General features: G+C 71.9%; 13 protein-coding genes. 6 read left to right on the top strand and 7 right to left on the bottom strand.

Annotation, left to right across the window (positions count from 1 at the left end):
- Positions 1–187 precede the first annotated feature (187 nt).
- From AC4OXY_RS18180 to AC4OXY_RS18165, 4 genes are all read left to right on the top strand, one after another.
- Positions 188–1,573: a glycosyltransferase family 4 protein gene (locus tag AC4OXY_RS18180; RefSeq protein WP_356030581.1), complete on the top strand. Its 1,386-nt coding sequence runs from the start codon at positions 188–190 to the stop codon at positions 1,571–1,573.
- Entirely contained in the window at positions 1,567–2,322 is a 756-nt protein-coding gene (locus AC4OXY_RS18175; protein WP_491994213.1) for a class I SAM-dependent methyltransferase, read from the top strand. The genes AC4OXY_RS18180 and AC4OXY_RS18175 overlap by 7 nt, the downstream gene beginning before the upstream one ends.
- On the top strand, positions 2,319–3,389 hold the full coding sequence (locus AC4OXY_RS18170) for a prenyltransferase/squalene oxidase repeat-containing protein (RefSeq protein ID WP_356030585.1): 1,071 nt from the start codon (positions 2,319–2,321) through the stop codon (positions 3,387–3,389). Before AC4OXY_RS18175 ends, AC4OXY_RS18170 begins: the two co-directional genes overlap by 4 nt.
- 115 nt (positions 3,390–3,504) lie before the next feature.
- Positions 3,505–4,083 carry a hypothetical protein gene (locus AC4OXY_RS18165; protein ID WP_491994212.1) on the top strand — a complete coding sequence of 193 codons (579 nt, stop codon included), beginning with the start codon at positions 3,505–3,507 and terminating at the stop codon, positions 4,081–4,083.
- Positions 4,084–4,090: 7 nt separating this feature from the next.
- Here the strand turns inward: AC4OXY_RS18165 and AC4OXY_RS18160 are convergent, their stop codons facing one another.
- The 5 genes from AC4OXY_RS18160 to AC4OXY_RS18140 all read right to left on the bottom strand — a co-directional run bounded on the left by AC4OXY_RS18160 (position 4,091) and on the right by AC4OXY_RS18140 (position 9,707).
- Positions 4,091–5,101 (bottom strand): LLM class F420-dependent oxidoreductase, encoded by a 1,011-nt coding sequence (locus AC4OXY_RS18160; protein WP_491994211.1) that lies wholly within the window; start codon positions 5,099–5,101, stop codon positions 4,091–4,093.
- A 118-nt stretch (positions 5,102–5,219) separates the two neighbouring features.
- A complete protein-coding gene (locus tag AC4OXY_RS18155) occupies positions 5,220–6,065 on the bottom strand; it encodes a hypothetical protein (RefSeq protein WP_356030591.1) in 846 nt (281 codons plus the stop codon).
- Positions 6,066–6,150: 85 nt separating this feature from the next.
- Complete coding sequence (locus AC4OXY_RS18150; RefSeq protein WP_356030592.1) at positions 6,151–7,101, bottom strand: N-acetylmuramoyl-L-alanine amidase; 951 nt, start codon at positions 7,099–7,101, stop codon at positions 6,151–6,153.
- A gap of 22 nt (positions 7,102–7,123) precedes the next feature.
- Positions 7,124–7,792, bottom strand: coding sequence for a class I SAM-dependent methyltransferase (locus AC4OXY_RS18145; protein ID WP_491994210.1), 669 nt, complete (start codon positions 7,790–7,792; stop codon positions 7,124–7,126).
- A gap of 163 nt (positions 7,793–7,955) precedes the next feature.
- Entirely contained in the window at positions 7,956–9,707 is a 1,752-nt protein-coding gene (locus tag AC4OXY_RS18140) for an MFS transporter (protein WP_356030595.1), read from the bottom strand.
- A 161-nt stretch (positions 9,708–9,868) separates the two neighbouring features.
- Here AC4OXY_RS18140 and AC4OXY_RS18135 point away from each other — a divergent pair, with 161 nt between their 5' ends.
- A complete protein-coding gene (locus AC4OXY_RS18135) occupies positions 9,869–11,056 on the top strand; it encodes a lipid-transfer protein (RefSeq protein WP_402062969.1) in 1,188 nt (395 codons plus the stop codon).
- A 501-nt stretch (positions 11,057–11,557) separates the two neighbouring features.
- Here the strand turns inward: AC4OXY_RS18135 and AC4OXY_RS18130 are convergent.
- On the bottom strand, positions 11,558–12,199 hold the full coding sequence (locus AC4OXY_RS18130; protein ID WP_362822208.1) for a response regulator: 642 nt from the start codon (positions 12,197–12,199) through the stop codon (positions 11,558–11,560).
- A 218-nt stretch (positions 12,200–12,417) separates the two neighbouring features.
- Between AC4OXY_RS18130 and AC4OXY_RS18125 the strand changes: the two genes are divergently transcribed.
- Positions 12,418–13,980 (top strand): alpha-L-arabinofuranosidase B, encoded by a 1,563-nt coding sequence (locus AC4OXY_RS18125; protein WP_491994209.1) that lies wholly within the window; start codon positions 12,418–12,420, stop codon positions 13,978–13,980.
- Here AC4OXY_RS18125 and AC4OXY_RS18120 read toward each other — a convergent pair.
- Positions 13,958–15,259: a sensor histidine kinase gene (locus tag AC4OXY_RS18120; RefSeq protein WP_362822210.1), complete on the bottom strand. Its 1,302-nt coding sequence runs from the start codon at positions 15,257–15,259 to the stop codon at positions 13,958–13,960. The two genes, AC4OXY_RS18125 and AC4OXY_RS18120, sit on opposite strands and share 23 nt — an antisense overlap.
- Positions 15,260–15,275 lie beyond the last annotated feature (16 nt).

The following is a 15,275-nucleotide window of genomic DNA, read 5'->3' as shown; positions in this document are numbered from 1 at the left end:
TGTAGGGCACGTGATCAAACAGCATGACAGAGCGGTCCGCCGTGGCGTGAATCACCTGATCCACCGCTCACAGCTCCCTTACCTGCCGGTAGATTCAGAGCCTCTTGAACGATCAAGTCTGAAACTTGTTCTAGATTAGCGTCCCGGCGTAGTCTCGCGGGACAGCGCAGGCAGAAGGGGGCACGGAGTGACCGCTGAGGCCCGTGCCGCGGGTGTCCAGGAGGATCCTGCGGCCGACGGCGGGCGACCGCTCGACATCGCGCTCCTCACCTATAAAGGGAACCCGTTCTGCGGCGGCCAGGGTGTCTACGTACGGCATCTCTCGCGCGAGCTGGCCCGCCTCGGACACCGGGTCGAGGTGATCGGCTCGCAGCCGTACCCGGTCCTCGACGAGGGGTGTCCCGGGCTCACGCTCACGGAGCTGCCGAGCCTCGACCTGTACCGCCAGCCCGACCCCTTCCGCACTCCCGGACGGGGCGAGTACCGGGACTGGATCGACGGACTCGAAGTCGCGACCATGTGGACCGGCGGGTTTCCCGAGCCGCTGACGTTCTCCCTGCGCGCCCGGCGCCATCTGCTGGCCCGGCGCGGTGAGTTCGACGTCGTCCACGACAACCAGACCCTGGGATACGGGCTGTTGGGCGACATCGGCGCGCCCCTCGTCACCACCATCCACCATCCCATCACCGTCGACCGGCAGCTGGAGCTGGACGCGGCTGAGGGCTGGCAGCGGCGCTACTCGGTCCGGCGCTGGTACGCCTTCACCCGGATGCAGAAGCGCGTCGCCCGCCGGCTGCCCTCCGTCCTCACCGTCTCCGGCACCTCCCGCCAGGAGATCGTGGACCACCTCGGCGTGCGCGACGACCGTATCCACGTGGTCCACATCGGCGCCGACACCGACCTGTTCTCGCCGAATCCGGCCGTGCCCGAGGTACCGGGCCGGATCGTCACCACCTCCAGCGCCGACGTGCCGCTGAAGGGCCTGGTCTTCCTCGTGGAAGCGCTCGCCAAGGTGCGCACCGAGCACCCGGCCGCCCACCTCGTCGTCGTCGGCAAGCGCCCCGAGGAGGGGCCGGTGGCCCAGGCCGTCGAGCGGTACGGCCTCGCCGGCGCCGTCGAGTTCGTCAAGGGCATCTCCGACGCCGAACTCGTCGACCTGATCCGCTCCGCCGAGGTCGCCTGCGTGCCCTCGCTCTACGAGGGCTTCTCGCTGCCCGCCGCCGAGGCCATGGCCACCGGCACCCCGCTGCTCGCCACGACCGGCGGCGCGATCCCCGAGGTCGCCGGCCGCGACGGCGAGACCTGTCTGGCCGTACCGACCGGCGACGCGGGCGCGCTCGCCGCCGGGCTCGTACGGCTGCTCGGCGACCCGGAGCTGCGCGCCCGGCTTGGCCGGGCCGGCCGGCAGCGGGTGCTCGCGCGCTTCACCTGGGCCCGGGCCGCCGAGGGGACCGTCACCCGCTACCGCGAGGCCGTCGCACGCACCGGCGGCCTGCGCCGCAAGCCCCCCATCGAGAGCCGCCCCGCGGCCGCAGCAACAGGCGTCTACACCGAAAGCAGGGCCACGTGCTGACCGTCGACTTCTCCCGGTTCCCGCTCGCCCCGGGCGACCGTGTCCTGGACCTCGGCTGCGGCGCCGGCCGGCACGCCTTCGAGTGCTACCGGCGCGGCGCCCAGGTCGTGGCCCTGGACCAGAACGGCGAGGAGATCCGCGAGGTCGCCAGGTGGTTCGCGGCGATGAAGGAGGCCGGCGAGGCGCCCGAAGGGGCCACCGCCACCGCGATGGAGGGCGACGCCCTCGCACTCCCCTTCCCCGACGAGTCCTTCGACGTCGTCATCATCTCCGAGGTGATGGAGCACATCCCCGACGACAAGGGCGTGCTCGCCGAGATGGTCCGCGTCCTCAGGCCGGGCGGCCGCATCGCCATCACCGTCCCCCGCTACGGCCCCGAGAAGGTCTGCTGGGCGCTGTCCGACGCCTACCACGAGGTCGAGGGCGGCCACATCCGCATCTACAAGGCCGACGAACTGACGGCGAAGGTCCGCGAGGCCGGCCTCAGGCCCTACGGCAGCCACCACGCGCACGCGCTGCACTCGCCGTACTGGTGGCTGAAGTGCGCGTTCGGCGTCGACAACGACAAGGCGCTGCCCGTGCGGGCGTACCACAAGCTGCTGGTCTGGGACATCATGAAGAAGCCGCTGGCCACCCGGGTCGCCGAGCAGGCACTCAACCCGGTCATCGGCAAGAGCTTCGTGGTCTACGCCACCAAGCCGCACCTGCCGCGCGTCGCGGAGGGTGCGCACGAGGCGGCCGCCAAGTGACCACCCCCCGGACAGAACACCTCGTCCTGCCCGGGGTCCTCACCGCCGGGCAGGCCGCCGCGACCGTCCGCGGCATCCTCGCCGTACAGCGGGAGGACGGCGCGATCCCGTGGTTCCGCGGGCATCACCTGGACCCCTGGGACCACACCGAGGCCGCGATGGCCCTGGACGCGGCCGGCGAGCACACGGCCGCCGAGCGGGCGTACACCTGGCTGGCCCGGCACCAGAACGAGGACGGCTCCTGGTACGCCGCCTACGCCGACGGCGCCCACGACGACGTCACCGACCGCGGCCGCGAGTCGAACTTCGTCGCCTACATAGCCGTCGGCGTCTGGCACCACTACCTCTCCACCGGCGACGACACCTTCCTGGACCGCATGTGGCCCAGCGTCTACGCGGCCGTGGAATGGGTCCTGCGGCTCCAGCGGCCCGGCGGCCAGATCGGCTGGCGGCAGGACGACGACGGCACGCCCGCCACGGACGCCCTGCTCACCGGCAGCTCCTCCGTCCACCACGCGCTGCGCTGCGCCCTCGCGATCGCCGAGCAGCGCGAAGAGCCGCAGCCGGACTGGGAGTTGGCGGCCGGCGCGCTGCGCCACGCGATCCGCCGCCACCCGGAGCGCTTCCTCGACAAGGACCGCTACTCGATGGACTGGTACTACCCGGTCCTCGGCGGCGCCCTCACCGGCGAGGAGGCCAGGGCCCGCATCGCCGAGTCCTGGGACCGCTTCGTCGTCCCCGGCCTGGGCGTGCGCTGCGTGGTCCCCAACCCGTGGGTGACCGGCGGCGAGTCCAGCGAGCTCGCCCTCGCCCTGTGGGCCGTGGGGGAGTCGGACCGGGCCCTGACCGTCCTCCAGTCCATCCAGCACCTGCGCGACCCCGACAGCGGCCTGTACTGGACCGGCTACGTCTTCGACGACGACGCGATCTGGCCGCGCGAGCTGACCACCTGGACGGCGGGCTCCCTGCTGCTCGCGGTGGCCGCCCTGGGCGGCCACGAGGCGACGTGCGCGGTGTTCGGGGGCGAGCAGCTGCCGGCGGGACTGGACCCGGACTGTTGTAACTGAGCCCCGCGCCCGCGGACGAGATCGCAACCGGAAGTCCCCCAAGTGGCGCACCCCGGCCAACCGCGCCACCCTGCCAAGGGAACGAAAAACTCGGGGAAAACGTCCGGAGGACCCCGTGCGCGTACCGAACCGACGCCACGTCGTGGCGCTCACGCTCTCCACCGCCCTGCTGGCCGGTACCGCGGCCTGCGGAACCGGCGAGATGACCAGTACGAAGGACACGAAGGACACCGTGGCGGTCCGGGCCGTCCCCGCTGCCGCCAAGCCCAGCCCGACCACCTCGGCGGAACGCCAGAAGTTCGCCAAGACCCGGTTCGTGGCGAACGCGGGCCTCGCGGCCGGCGCCACCTACCAGTGGATCGTGAAGCCCTGGAAGGCGGGCAAGTTCAAGAAGGGCGCCCACGGCCGCAAGTCGGCCCTGCTGAAGGCCGCGCTGGCCGGTGCCTTCACCTACAACCGCCTCAAGGCCGCCGAGCGCAACGCCCAGGGCGACCCGGCGCTCGCCAAGGCGCTCGCGCCGCTCTCCTCGGGCATCGACGCGCTGAAGAACCTGCCGGCCAAGCTCAAGAACGGCGACGCCGGCGCGGTCGGCTCCTTCAACGACACGATCAACAAGGTCAAGGGCGCGGGCGCGAGCGCGGGCGCCCCGGTCCAGAACAAGGTGCCCTCGGCCGCGCAGCTCACCAAGGGCTAGGCGGCGTCTAGGAGTTCAGCTCCGCCAGCACCCGGAGCGTGTGCGGGTCCGGTGACACGGCCAGCAGGTCCGTCACCGGGCCCGCCCGCCACGCCTCCAGCCGCTCGGCGATCCGCGCACGCGGGCCGACCAGCGAGATCTCGTCGGCGAAGGCGTCCGGCACGGCGCGTACGGCCTCCTCGCGCCGCCCGGCCAGGAACAGCTCCTGGATCCGCCGGGCCTGCTCCTCGTACCCCATGCGGGCCATCAGGTCGGCGTGGAAGTTGCGGGCCGCGTGTCCCATCCCGCCGATGTAGAAGCCGAGCATGGCCTTGACGGGCAGCAGCCCCTCGGCCACGTCGTCGCAGACCCGCACCTGGGCCAGCGGCGCCACCATGAACCCCTCGGGCAGCTTCCGCACCGCCTCCCCGTACGCCTCGGGCCGGCTCGGCGCCCAGTACAGCGGCAGCCACCCGTCGGCGATCCGGATCGTCTGGGCGACGTTCCTCGGCCCCTCGGCACCGAGCAGGACGGGCAGGCCGGGCCGGAGCGGATGCGTGATCGACTTCAGCGGCCGGCCGAGCCCGGTGCCGTCCGGTCCCCGGTACGGCAGCGGATGGAACCGCCCGTCCAGCGCCACGGGCCCTTCCCTGCGCAGGACTTGCCGTACGACGTCCAGGTACTCCCGGGTCGCGGTCAGCGGCGAGGCCGGGAACGGACGGCCGTACCACCCCTCCACCACCTGCGGCCCCGACAGTCCGAGACCGAGCATCATCCGCCCGCCGGAGAGATGGTCCAGGGTGAGGGCGTGCATGGCGGTGGCGGTCGGTGTGCGGGCGGCCATCTGGGCAACTCCCGTACCCAGTCTGATCGTCGAGGTCCGCGCCGCGATCCAGGTGAGCGGTGTGAAGGCGTCGGATCCCCAGGACTCCGCGGTCCACACCGAGTCGTACCCGAGCCGCTCCGCCTCGACGGCCAGCGGTACGTGCCCGGCGTCCGGACCGCGTCCCCAGTACCCGAGTGCGAGGCCGAGCCGCATACGCCACCTGCCTTCCGAGCTGTCTGACGTGACGTCAGATCACTGACCGGAAGCCGAGGTTACGACAACGGCCCCCCGCCCGGAAGGGCGAGGGGCCGTACGTCCCGGCGTGCGGGGCTCAGCCGCGCTGGATGCCGGAGGTGTCCTGGAGGACGCCGCGACGGCCGTCCTGGGTCTGCGCGACGAGCGTGGCACCGCGCTGCTCGACGGCCAGGTACCAGGTGCCCGGCGCCAGTTCGGCGATCGGGGTCGGCGCGCCGTCCTCACCGAACAGCGGCCGGGTCACCGGCACGGCGAACCAGAACGGCGAGAAGTCCGCCGGGGCCGGCTGCGCGCCGGCCGGAGCGGCCGCCTGCGGCTGCGCGGCGGCGGGCGGCTGCTGCTGCCCGAAGGGCTGACCGGGTTGCGGCTGCGCACCGTACGGCTGCTGCGGGGCCGGGGCACCCGGGTAGCCGTAACCGCTCGGCGGCTGGGCGCCGTAGGGCTGCGGAGCGGCCGGCTTGGCAGCCGGGACCAGGGCGGCCTGGAGGGCGGGGACGAGGGGGGTGGCGATGGCGGCGCCCGCCATGACCAGCGTGGCGATGAGGGCGATGATCAGGCCGGTGCCGGCGCTGAAGCCGTTGCCCGTGGCGTTGCCGATGTTGTCGACGCCGCCCGCCGGGTCGAAGATGTTGCCGAGCGCGCTCCAGGCGGCGAACACGGTGAACGCGACACCGAACTGACGGAGGTCGAGACCGGCGACCTTGGGCGCCTGCGGCAGCCCGCGAGCGACGACGATCAGGGCGGCCCCGATGACGCCCGCCAGGATGACGCCCAGCAGGACCGGGCCGCTGCTCCAGGCGTTGGGGATCTCCGAGCTGCTGACTCCGTCGATCGAGTAGAGGCTGAGGAACGACGCGATCAACAGCACCACCGCTGCTCCGATCACCACGCCGTCGCCTCTAGTGAGGGAGCGGATATTCACTTCAGGTCCTTCGTTGGTCGTCTCTCGTCGTCGGTAGACACTACCGTCCGCAAGATCCGGCCGTCCGGCCGTATCCGCCCGCCGGTCACGACTCGCGCAGGAAACTCACGATTCCGTCAGACATCCCTTGCGCCGCCTTCTGCCGCCAGGCTCCGCTGGTCAGCAGTGCCGAGTCCTTGCTATCGCGCATGTTGCCGCACTCGATGAACACCTTCGGAACTGTTGACAGATTGAGACCACCCAGGTCCGTACGCGTGACGAGACCGGTGCCCTTGCCGACGTAGTTGGAGGGCGGCTCCGCGGTGTCGCGCAGGAAGTTGCCCGCGACGCGGGTGCCCAGGTCGCGGGAGGGGCCGACGATCTTCCGGGTGTCGGCGGCGCCGGCGTGCACGGACCCCGGCAGGATCACGTGGAAGCCGCGGTCGCCCTCGGCGGCGCCGTCGGCGTGGATGGAGATGGCGGCGTCGGCATGGGCGTCGTTCCCGAACCGGGCCCGCTCGTCCACGCACGGCCCCCAGGCCGGGCTGTCCCCGTCACGGGTCAGCTTCACCGTGGCGCCCTGCTTCTCCAGCAGCGTGCGCAGCCGGTGAGCGACGTCGAGGGTGAACCGGGCCTCGGTGTAACCGTCGTTCGTGGACGTACCGGTGGTGTCGCACTCCTTCTTGTTCGTCCCGATGTCGACCTGGCGGTTGATCTCGCCGGCGTGCTGGAAGTTGCCCTGGTTGTGCCCGGGGTCGATGACGACGACCTTCCCCGCGAGCGAACCGGACCCGTCGGCCGCGTCCTTGCCGTCGCCGGCGGGCGAGGCGGAGTCGGTCGAGGGGGACGAGTGGGACGGGTGGGACGAGGACGCGGTGGAGGTGCCGGAGGCCGACGCGGCGGAAGCGGCGTGGTCCGAGCCGCCGCCTCCCACGGCCTCGTACACCGCCCAGCCGAGCAGCGCACCGGGCACCAGCGCGGCGAGCGCCACGGTCAGGGGGCCGCGCCGGGGCCGGCGCGGCTGCGGGGTTTCGAATTCCGGGCCTGTGTACGACACGTCTGCGACTCTAACCGGGGCCTCAGATCCCCGCGCGCGTTCGCCGCAGGACACGGAGCGAACCGGTGACGGAGATCTCCTCGAACGCCCCGGACGCGAGAGCCCGCAGGTACACGCGGTACGGCGCCTGCCCGGTGAACTCGTCCTCGGGCTCCGGGAAGACGTCGTGGATGACGAGGAGGCCCCCCTCGGTGACGTGCGGCGCCCAGCCCTCGTAGTCGGCGCTCGCGTGTTCGTCCGTATGGCCCCCGTCGATGAAGACGAGGCCGAGCGGGGAGTTCCAGACCGCCGCGATCTGCGGGGAACGGCCGACCAGGGCGACCACGTGCTCCTCCAGCCCGGCCCGGAACAGCGTGCGGCGGAAGGCGGGCAGCGTGTCCATCAGCCCGATCTCGGGGTCGACGGTCTCCGGGTCGTGGTAGTCCCAGCCCGGCTGCTGCTCCTCGCTGCCCCGGTGATGGTCGACGGTCAGCGCGCTGACCCCGGCCGCGCGGGCCGCGTCGGCGAGCAGCACGGTGGACCGCCCGCAGTACGTCCCGACCTCCAGCAACGGCAACCCCGCCCGCCCGGCCGCCACGGCCGCGGCATACAGCGCCAGCCCCTCGTCCACGGGCATGAACCCCTTGGCCGCCTCGAACGCGGCGAGGATCTCGGGTGCGGGGGCGGACACAGGGGCGGAGGCGGGGGACATGGGGAGCCTTCCGGTTCGTACGGCGTTTCCGACCGCCCATGCTGCCGCACCCCCGGTCACTGCGTGACAGGGGGTGCGTGCGGTGCCCCGTAAGGGGCGCGGGGAACTGCGCGGTCAACCACGACGGCGGGTCTGCCGCGAACCGAACAGATCCCCCCGGCTCCTAGGCGTTCACAACCTCCCCCGGCAACGAGAGATCCAGATCGACGGCCAACTCCTCACCGGAGTGTGTGGCGGACGAAGCCCGCGGCCCATGGCCGGAGGCCTTCGCCGCCAGCACATACGCCCCCCGCTCCGGCACGGCCAGCGCATACGTGCCGTCGGAGCCGGACACCGTCGTCCCCGCCTGCCGCCCGCGCCGGTCGATCAGCGTGACCTTGGCCCGGGCGACCGGAACACCGGTGGCGTCGAGAACGCGCCCGCGGAAGCCGCGCAGCACCTCCTCGGCCCGCTCCAGCACCTCGTCCTCCTCACTGCTGGCCCGCAGCTGCGTGTGCTGCTGCGGGGCCGGCCGGTTGGCCTTCGGCAGGAACAGGGCGAGCAGCAGGCCCACGGCGACGGCGGCCGTGGCGATGAGGAAGGAGACCCGGAAGCCGTGCATGGTGGGGATCGCGAGTCCGCCGACGTTCTTCGCCGTGTTGGCCAGCACCATGCCGACGACGGCGCTCGACACCGATGTGCCGATGGAACGCATCAGCGTGTTCAGGCCGTTGGCCGCGCCGGTCTCCGAGGCCGGCACGGCGCCCACGATCAGTGCCGGCAGGGACGAGTACGCGAGACCGATGCCCGCGCCGAGGACGACGGACGTGACGATCGTCTGCCAGGCCGCGTCCATCAGGCCGAGGCCGCCGCCGTAGCCGATCGCGATGATCAGCAGGCCGAGGATGAGGGTGGTCTTCGGGCCGTAGCGCGCGGACAGGCGGGCGTACACCGGCGCGGTGAACATCATCGTCAGGCCCAGCGGGGCCACGCACAGGCCCGCGACGACCATGGACTGGCCGAGGCCGTAGCCGGTGGCCTTCGGCAGCTGGAGCAGCTGGGGCAGGACGAGCGAGACGACGTAGAACGCGACGCCGACCATGATCGACGCGAGGTTCGTGAAGAGCACGGCGGGGCGTGCGGTGGTGCGCAGGTCGACCAGCGGCGCCGCGCTGCGCAGTTCGAACAGGCCCCACAGGACGAGGACGACGACGGATGCGCCGAACAGGCCGAGCGTGGTGCCGGAGGACCAGCCCCAGTCGCTGCCCTTGGTGATGGGCAGCAGGAGCAGCACCAGACCGGCGGACAGGCCGAGCGCGCCGACCAGGTCGAAGGAGCCCTCGGCGCGCATCGGGGACTCGGGCACGGTGAGGAGGGTGAGGAGGATGGCGAGCACGCCGAGGCCGGCGGCGCCGTAGAAGAGGGCGTGCCAGTTCGTGTGCTGCGCGACCAGGGCGGCGGCGGGCAGCGCGAGGCCGCCGCCCACGCCTATGGAGGAGCTCATCAGGGCCATGGCCGAGCCGAGCTTCTCGCGCGGCAGCATGTCGCGCATCAGGCCGATGCCGAGGGGGATCGCGCCCATCGCGAAGCCCTGGAGCGTACGGCCGACGATCATGAGGAGCAGCTGGCTGGTGAACGCGCTGATCAGCGCGCCGACCACCATGATGGCGAGGCTGAGGACCAGCATCCGCCGCTTGCCGTACAGGTCGCCGAGGCGGCCCATGATCGGGGTGGCGACGGCACCGGAGAGCAGGGTCGAGGTCAGGACCCAGGTGGCGTTGCTGGGCGCGGTGCTCAGCAGCTGCGGCAGGTCCTTGATGACCGGCACGAGCAGCGTCTGCATCACCGCGACGACGATGCCCGCGAAGGCGAGCACCGGGACCACGGCCCCGCTCGCCTGCTTCGGCGGCGGCTGGTCGGTCGTCGTGTGGGTCATTGAGTGAGGCCTCCCGTGAACATAAGTGTCGGGTAAACCTCGTATGCACAGGCAACTATTCCGTTGCTTCGAGCCCCTAACGAATCCTTGACCCACCCATGGGTTTCTGACGTTGTGTCAAGTCTGGTGAGTTGATGGAACACGTTCTAGTCTTGCGCGCCATGAAGGCCTATGTCGCCGGGGTCGGGATGACCAGGTTCGAGAAGCCCGAGACCCGTTCATGGCAGTACTGGGACATGGTGCGGGAAGCGGGCGAGGCGGCTCTCGCCGACGCCGGGATCGCCTATACGGATGTGGAACAGGTTCCCGTCGGCTACTGTTTCCAGCCCTCCACCGCCGGCCAGCGCGCCGTGTACGAGCTGGGTCTCACCGGCGTCCCCGTCTACAACGTCAACAACAACTGCGCCACCGGCGCGACCGCCCTGATGCTCGCCCGGCAGCTCGTCGAGGGCGGTGCCTGCGACTGCGTCCTGGCCCTGGGCTTCGAGAAGATGAAGAAGGGCGCGCTGGGCGGCGGGGCGGACGGCGGCGACTTCGCGACGTCTCCGGTCGCCCGGCACTACGGCGTCATGGCCGCCCGGCACGGCTTCGAACCGGCGCCGCCGACCGCGCAGATCTTCGGCGACGCGGCCCGCGAGCACATGGAGCGGTACGGCACGACGCAGGCGCAGCTCGCCGCCGTCGCAGCCAAGAACCACCGGCACTCCGCGCACAACCCGTACGCGCAGTTCCGGGACGTGTACGAGGTGGCCGACATCCTGTCCGCCCGGACGGTGCACCGGCCGCTGACCAAGCTCCAGTGCTCGCCGACCTCGGACGGCGCGGCGGCCGCGGTGGTGGTGTCGCGGCGGTTCGCCGACGCGCGCGGGCTCACCGGGCTCGTGGAGATCGCCGGACAGGCCATGGCCACGGACACCGAGGAGTCCTTCGCCTCCGGTTCCTGCATCGACGTCGTCGGACAGCCGATGTCGCGCGAGGCGGCGCGGCGGGCGTACGCGTTGTCCGGGCTCGGCATCGAGGACGTCGACGTGATCGAGCTGCACGACTGCTTCTCCGTCAACGAGCTGCTGACGTACGAGGCGCTCGGCATGTGCGAGGCGGGGGAGTCCGGGAAGCTGGTCGAGTCGGGCGCGACGACGTACGGCGGCCGCTGGGTGGTGAACCCCTCCGGCGGGCTGATCTCCAAGGGCCACCCGCTGGGCGCGACCGGCCTCGCCCAAACCGCCGAACTGGTCTGGCAGTTGCGCGGCCGGGCGGAGGAGCGGCAGGTGCCCGGTGCGCGGATCGGACTCGCGCACAACATCGGCCTGGGCGGCGCGGCGGTGGTGACGCTGCTGCGGGGGGTGTGAGGGACACACCGAAGAAGCGATCCGACGGGGGCGCCCGGCGGGACCGCTCGGCGGATGTCGTCTGGTGGGGGCAGTCCGATGGCCCCGCCCGGCGGAGGCCGTCCGATGGAGCAGTCTGGCGGAGGCCGTCCGGTGGGGGCTGTCTGGCGGAGGCCGTCCGGTGGGGGCTGTCCGATGGCGCCGCCCGGCGGAGGCTGTCCGGTGGGGCCGCCTGGCGGGGCCGACCGGTGGAGGGCGTCCGCTGGAGGCGGTCCGGGGAGGCAGTCCGATGGCGCCGCCCGGTGGAGGCTGTCCGGTGGAGGCCGTCCGATGGGGGGTGCCCGGTGGGGGCAGTCTGGCGGAGGTCGCTCGGTGGGGGCAGTCCGATGGCGGCGCCCGGCGGAGGCCGCCCGGCGGGGTCGCCCGATGGGGGCAGTCTGATGGAGGCCGTCCGCTCGGGGCTGTCCGGTGGGGTCGCCCCGCGGAGGCCGTCTGCTGGAGTCCGTACGATGCCCGCGCGGCTCAGAGCCACCCCTGTTGTCGGGCCTCCCGTACTGCCTCCGCTCGGTTCCGGGTGGAGGTCTTGCCGATCGCCGAGGACAGGTAGTTGCGGACGGTGGACTCGGACAGATGCAGCCGGCCGGCGATGTCGGCGACCGTCGCCCCGTCCACCGACGCCTTCAGCACGTCGCGCTCCCGGGCCGTCAGCGGGCTCGGCCCGGCGCTGAGCGCGGCGGCGGCCAGCGCGGGATCGACCACGGTCTCGCCGGTGAGCACCCGCCGGATCGCCGCGGCCAGGTCCTCCACGGGCCCGTCCTTGACGAGGAACCCGGCCGCCCCGGCCTCCATGGCCCGGCGCAGATAGCCGGGCCGGCCGAAGGTGGTGAGGATCAGCACCCGGCAGTCGGGCGCCTGCTCGCGCAGCTCCGCCGCCGCGTCCAGCCCGCTCGCGCCCGGGAGTTCGATGTCCAGCAGGGCCACGTCCGGCCGGTGCAGCAGCGCCTCCTCGACGATCGCGTCACCCCGGGCGACCTGGGCGACGACCTCGATGTCGTCCTCCATGCCGAGCAGCAGCGCGAGGGCCCCGCGCATCATCCCCTGGTCCTCGGCCAGCAGCACCCGGATGCACGTGGCGGGTCTGCCGTCCCGGGGCATCTCGTTCATGGGCTCAGCCTACGGCCACCGGGGCGCACGGGCCGTCGGCAAAGAATCCGGTTGATTCGGTGCGGCGGGGGTTGACGGCCGCCAGTGGCGTGAAAACAATCGCCTCTGCATTTCTGAAATCGCCCCCGAAATTCGGCAGTTGAATAGGTTCGTCATTTCGATCGAACGTTGTCCGAGATTCCGAACGAGCCGCTGCCCCACACGAACCGAGGTACACCTTGCTCCCCGGAACCCCCCGCCCAGGGCGCCTGAGAAGCGCCGTCCTCTCCCTGCTCGCCGTCTGCGCCACCGTCGCCGCGCTGCTCCTCGGCACCGGCGCGCCCCAGGCGGCCGCCGCGAGTTCGCTGCCCTGTGACGTCTACGCCGCCGCGGGCACCCCCTGCGTCGCCGCGCACAGCATGGTCCGGGCGCTGTACTCCTCGTACAACGGCTCGCTGTACCAGGTGCAGCGGGCCTCGGACGGCGCCACGAAGAACATCGGGCCGCTCTCCGCCGGCGGCTACGCCGACGCCGCCGCCCAGGACTCCTTCTGCTCCGGCACGACCTGCGTCGTCACCCGGATCTACGACCAGTCCGCCCGCCACAACGACCTCACGGTCGAGGGCGCGGGCGGGGCCGGCAAGGCCGACGTCGGGGCGCCCGCGGACGCGCTGCCGGTGACCGTCGGCGGCCACCAGGTGTACGGCCTGGAGATCTCCGCCGGCATGGGCTACCGCAACGACGCCACCTCGGGCGTCGCCACCGACGGCGCCGCCGAGGGGATGTACATGGTGACCTCCGGCACCCACGTCAACGGCTCCTGCTGCTTCGACTACGGCAACGCCGAGACGAACAACAAGGACACCGGCAACGGGCACATGGACGCCATCAACTTCGGCACCGAGTGCTGGTTCTCCCCGTGCTACGGCTCCGGACCCTGGGTGCAGGCCGACCTGGAGAACGGGCTGTTCCAGTCCGACGCCGGATACAGCAAGAACTCCTCCGACACCGGCACGGGCGCGCTGCCGTTCGTGACCGCGCTGCTGAAGAACAACGGGCAGAACCATTTCGCGCTCAAATGGGGGAATGCGCAATCAGGTGGACTCACGACCACCTATTCCGGCGGTGAGCCGACCACGAGCGGATACTCGCCGATGCACCAGGAGGGCGCGATCGTCCTCGGCACCGGCGGCGACAACAGCAACGGCTCCATCGGGTCCTTCTTCGAGGGCGTGATGACCTCCGGCATCCCGACGGACGCCGCCGACAACTCCGTGCAGTCGAACATCGTCTCCGTCGGCTACGGCGCCGCGACCGGCAGCGCCGGCACGCTGAACGCCGGCTCGGAGATCTCCCTGCGCGCGACCACGTCCTGCTGCACCAGCGACTACGTCCGCCACCAGAACGACGCGGGCGTGCTGTCGTCCATCACCTCGGCCAGCTCCGCCCTCGACAAGAACGACGCCACCTGGATCGTCCGCGAGGGCCTCGCCGACAGTTCCTGCGTGTCCTTCGAGTCGCGCAACTACCCCGGCGACTTCCTGCGCCACTCCGACTTCAAGCTCTACCGGCAACCCATGGACGGCACCGCCCAGTTCCGGCAGGACGCCACCTTCTGCCCACAGGCCGGCAAGAGCGGCACCGGCACCTCGTTCGCCTCGTACAACTACCCGACGAGGTACCTGCGCCACTACGACTACAACCTCTACATAGCGAGCGACGGCGGGTCCAACGCCTTCGACAGCAGCACCTCCTGGACCGACGACGTGAGCTGGGCCGTCAGTACGCCCTGGGCGCCGTAACCACGAAGTCCGACGACTCCGCCGACTCCGCTGATTCCACCGGGAGTTCGGCGGTGACCGTGAAGCCGCCGCGCGGCGACGGGCCGGCCGTCAGGGAGCCGCCCGCCGCCGCGAGGCGCTCGGTCAGCCCCTTCAGGCCGGTGCCGCCGATGCCCTGCTGGGGCCTGCTGACCGGCTTGCCGGTGCCGTTGTCGGTGACGGCGAGCCGGGCCTGTTCGGCGCCGCTCTCCACGGTGATCTCGCAGCGGCTCGCGTCACTGTGCCGGACCACGTTGGTCACCGCCTCGCGCACCACCCAGCCGAGCAGCGCCTCGGTCTGCGGGGCGAGCGGCACCCCGGACTGGCGGACCTGCGGCTCGATGCTCGCCGCGGACAGCGCCGAGCGGGCCCGGGTCAGCTCGGTGGCGAGGCTTCCCTCCCGGTAGCCGGTCACCGCCTCGCGGATCTCGGTGAGCGCCTGCCGGCCCACCGACTCGATGTCCGCGATCTGGCCCAGCGCCGCGTCCATGTCGCGCGGGGCCAGCCGCCGGGCCGCCTCCGACTTCACCACGATCACCGACAGCGTGTGCCCGAGCAGATCGTGCAGGTCCCGCGAGAACCGCATCCGCTCCTTCTCCACCGCGCGCCGGGCCAACTCCTCGCGCGCGGCCCGCAGTTCCCGCACCGCCTCGGACAGGCCGAGGATCGCGGCGGTCACCATGCTGGAGAGGAACGTGGCGTAGGCGATGTTGACCGCGTCCGAGCCCTCGTGGACGCCGGAGATCGCGCCCGCGTACGCGGCCAGCAGGATGCCCGTCCGGCCCAGCCACGGGCCGCGCAGCGTCGCCCCCGTCGCAAGGCCCAGCAGGGGGAAGAACATCAGCCAGTTGCCGCCGTAGCCGAGGGCCAGGCCCGTGGTCAGCAGGACCATGATCGCCAGCGCCACCCGGGTGGAGACCGCCTCGCGCTTCTCACGGTGGAAGGAGCGGAAGGTGACGTAGACGTACAGCGAGTTGAAGAGCAGCAGGCCCAGGCCGCCGATCAGCGGGTTCGGGGTCTTGCCCTGGAGGAGGTTGGAGAAGGAGCCCATTCCCATCAGCAGCCAGGGCAGCAGTGCGTAGCCGGTGGGCGGCGGGCCCGGGTGGTCGACGGCCGGGGACTTGCCCGTCTTCCTGGCGGCGCGCGCCGCGGCGGTGAAGCGCTTGTGGTCGGCCTTCCAGCGGTCGCGCTCCGCCCTCCATTCGAGCCGCGTCGCCTGCCAGGAGCGCGCCCGGCATTGAATTCCCCGTATCAACGACATCCAGGACTTCCACGAC

Source organism: Streptomyces sp. HUAS MG56, from assembly GCF_058673395.1.
The sequence above is the reverse complement of the archived record's forward strand: the minus strand, read 5'-3'. Positions and strand labels throughout refer to the sequence as shown.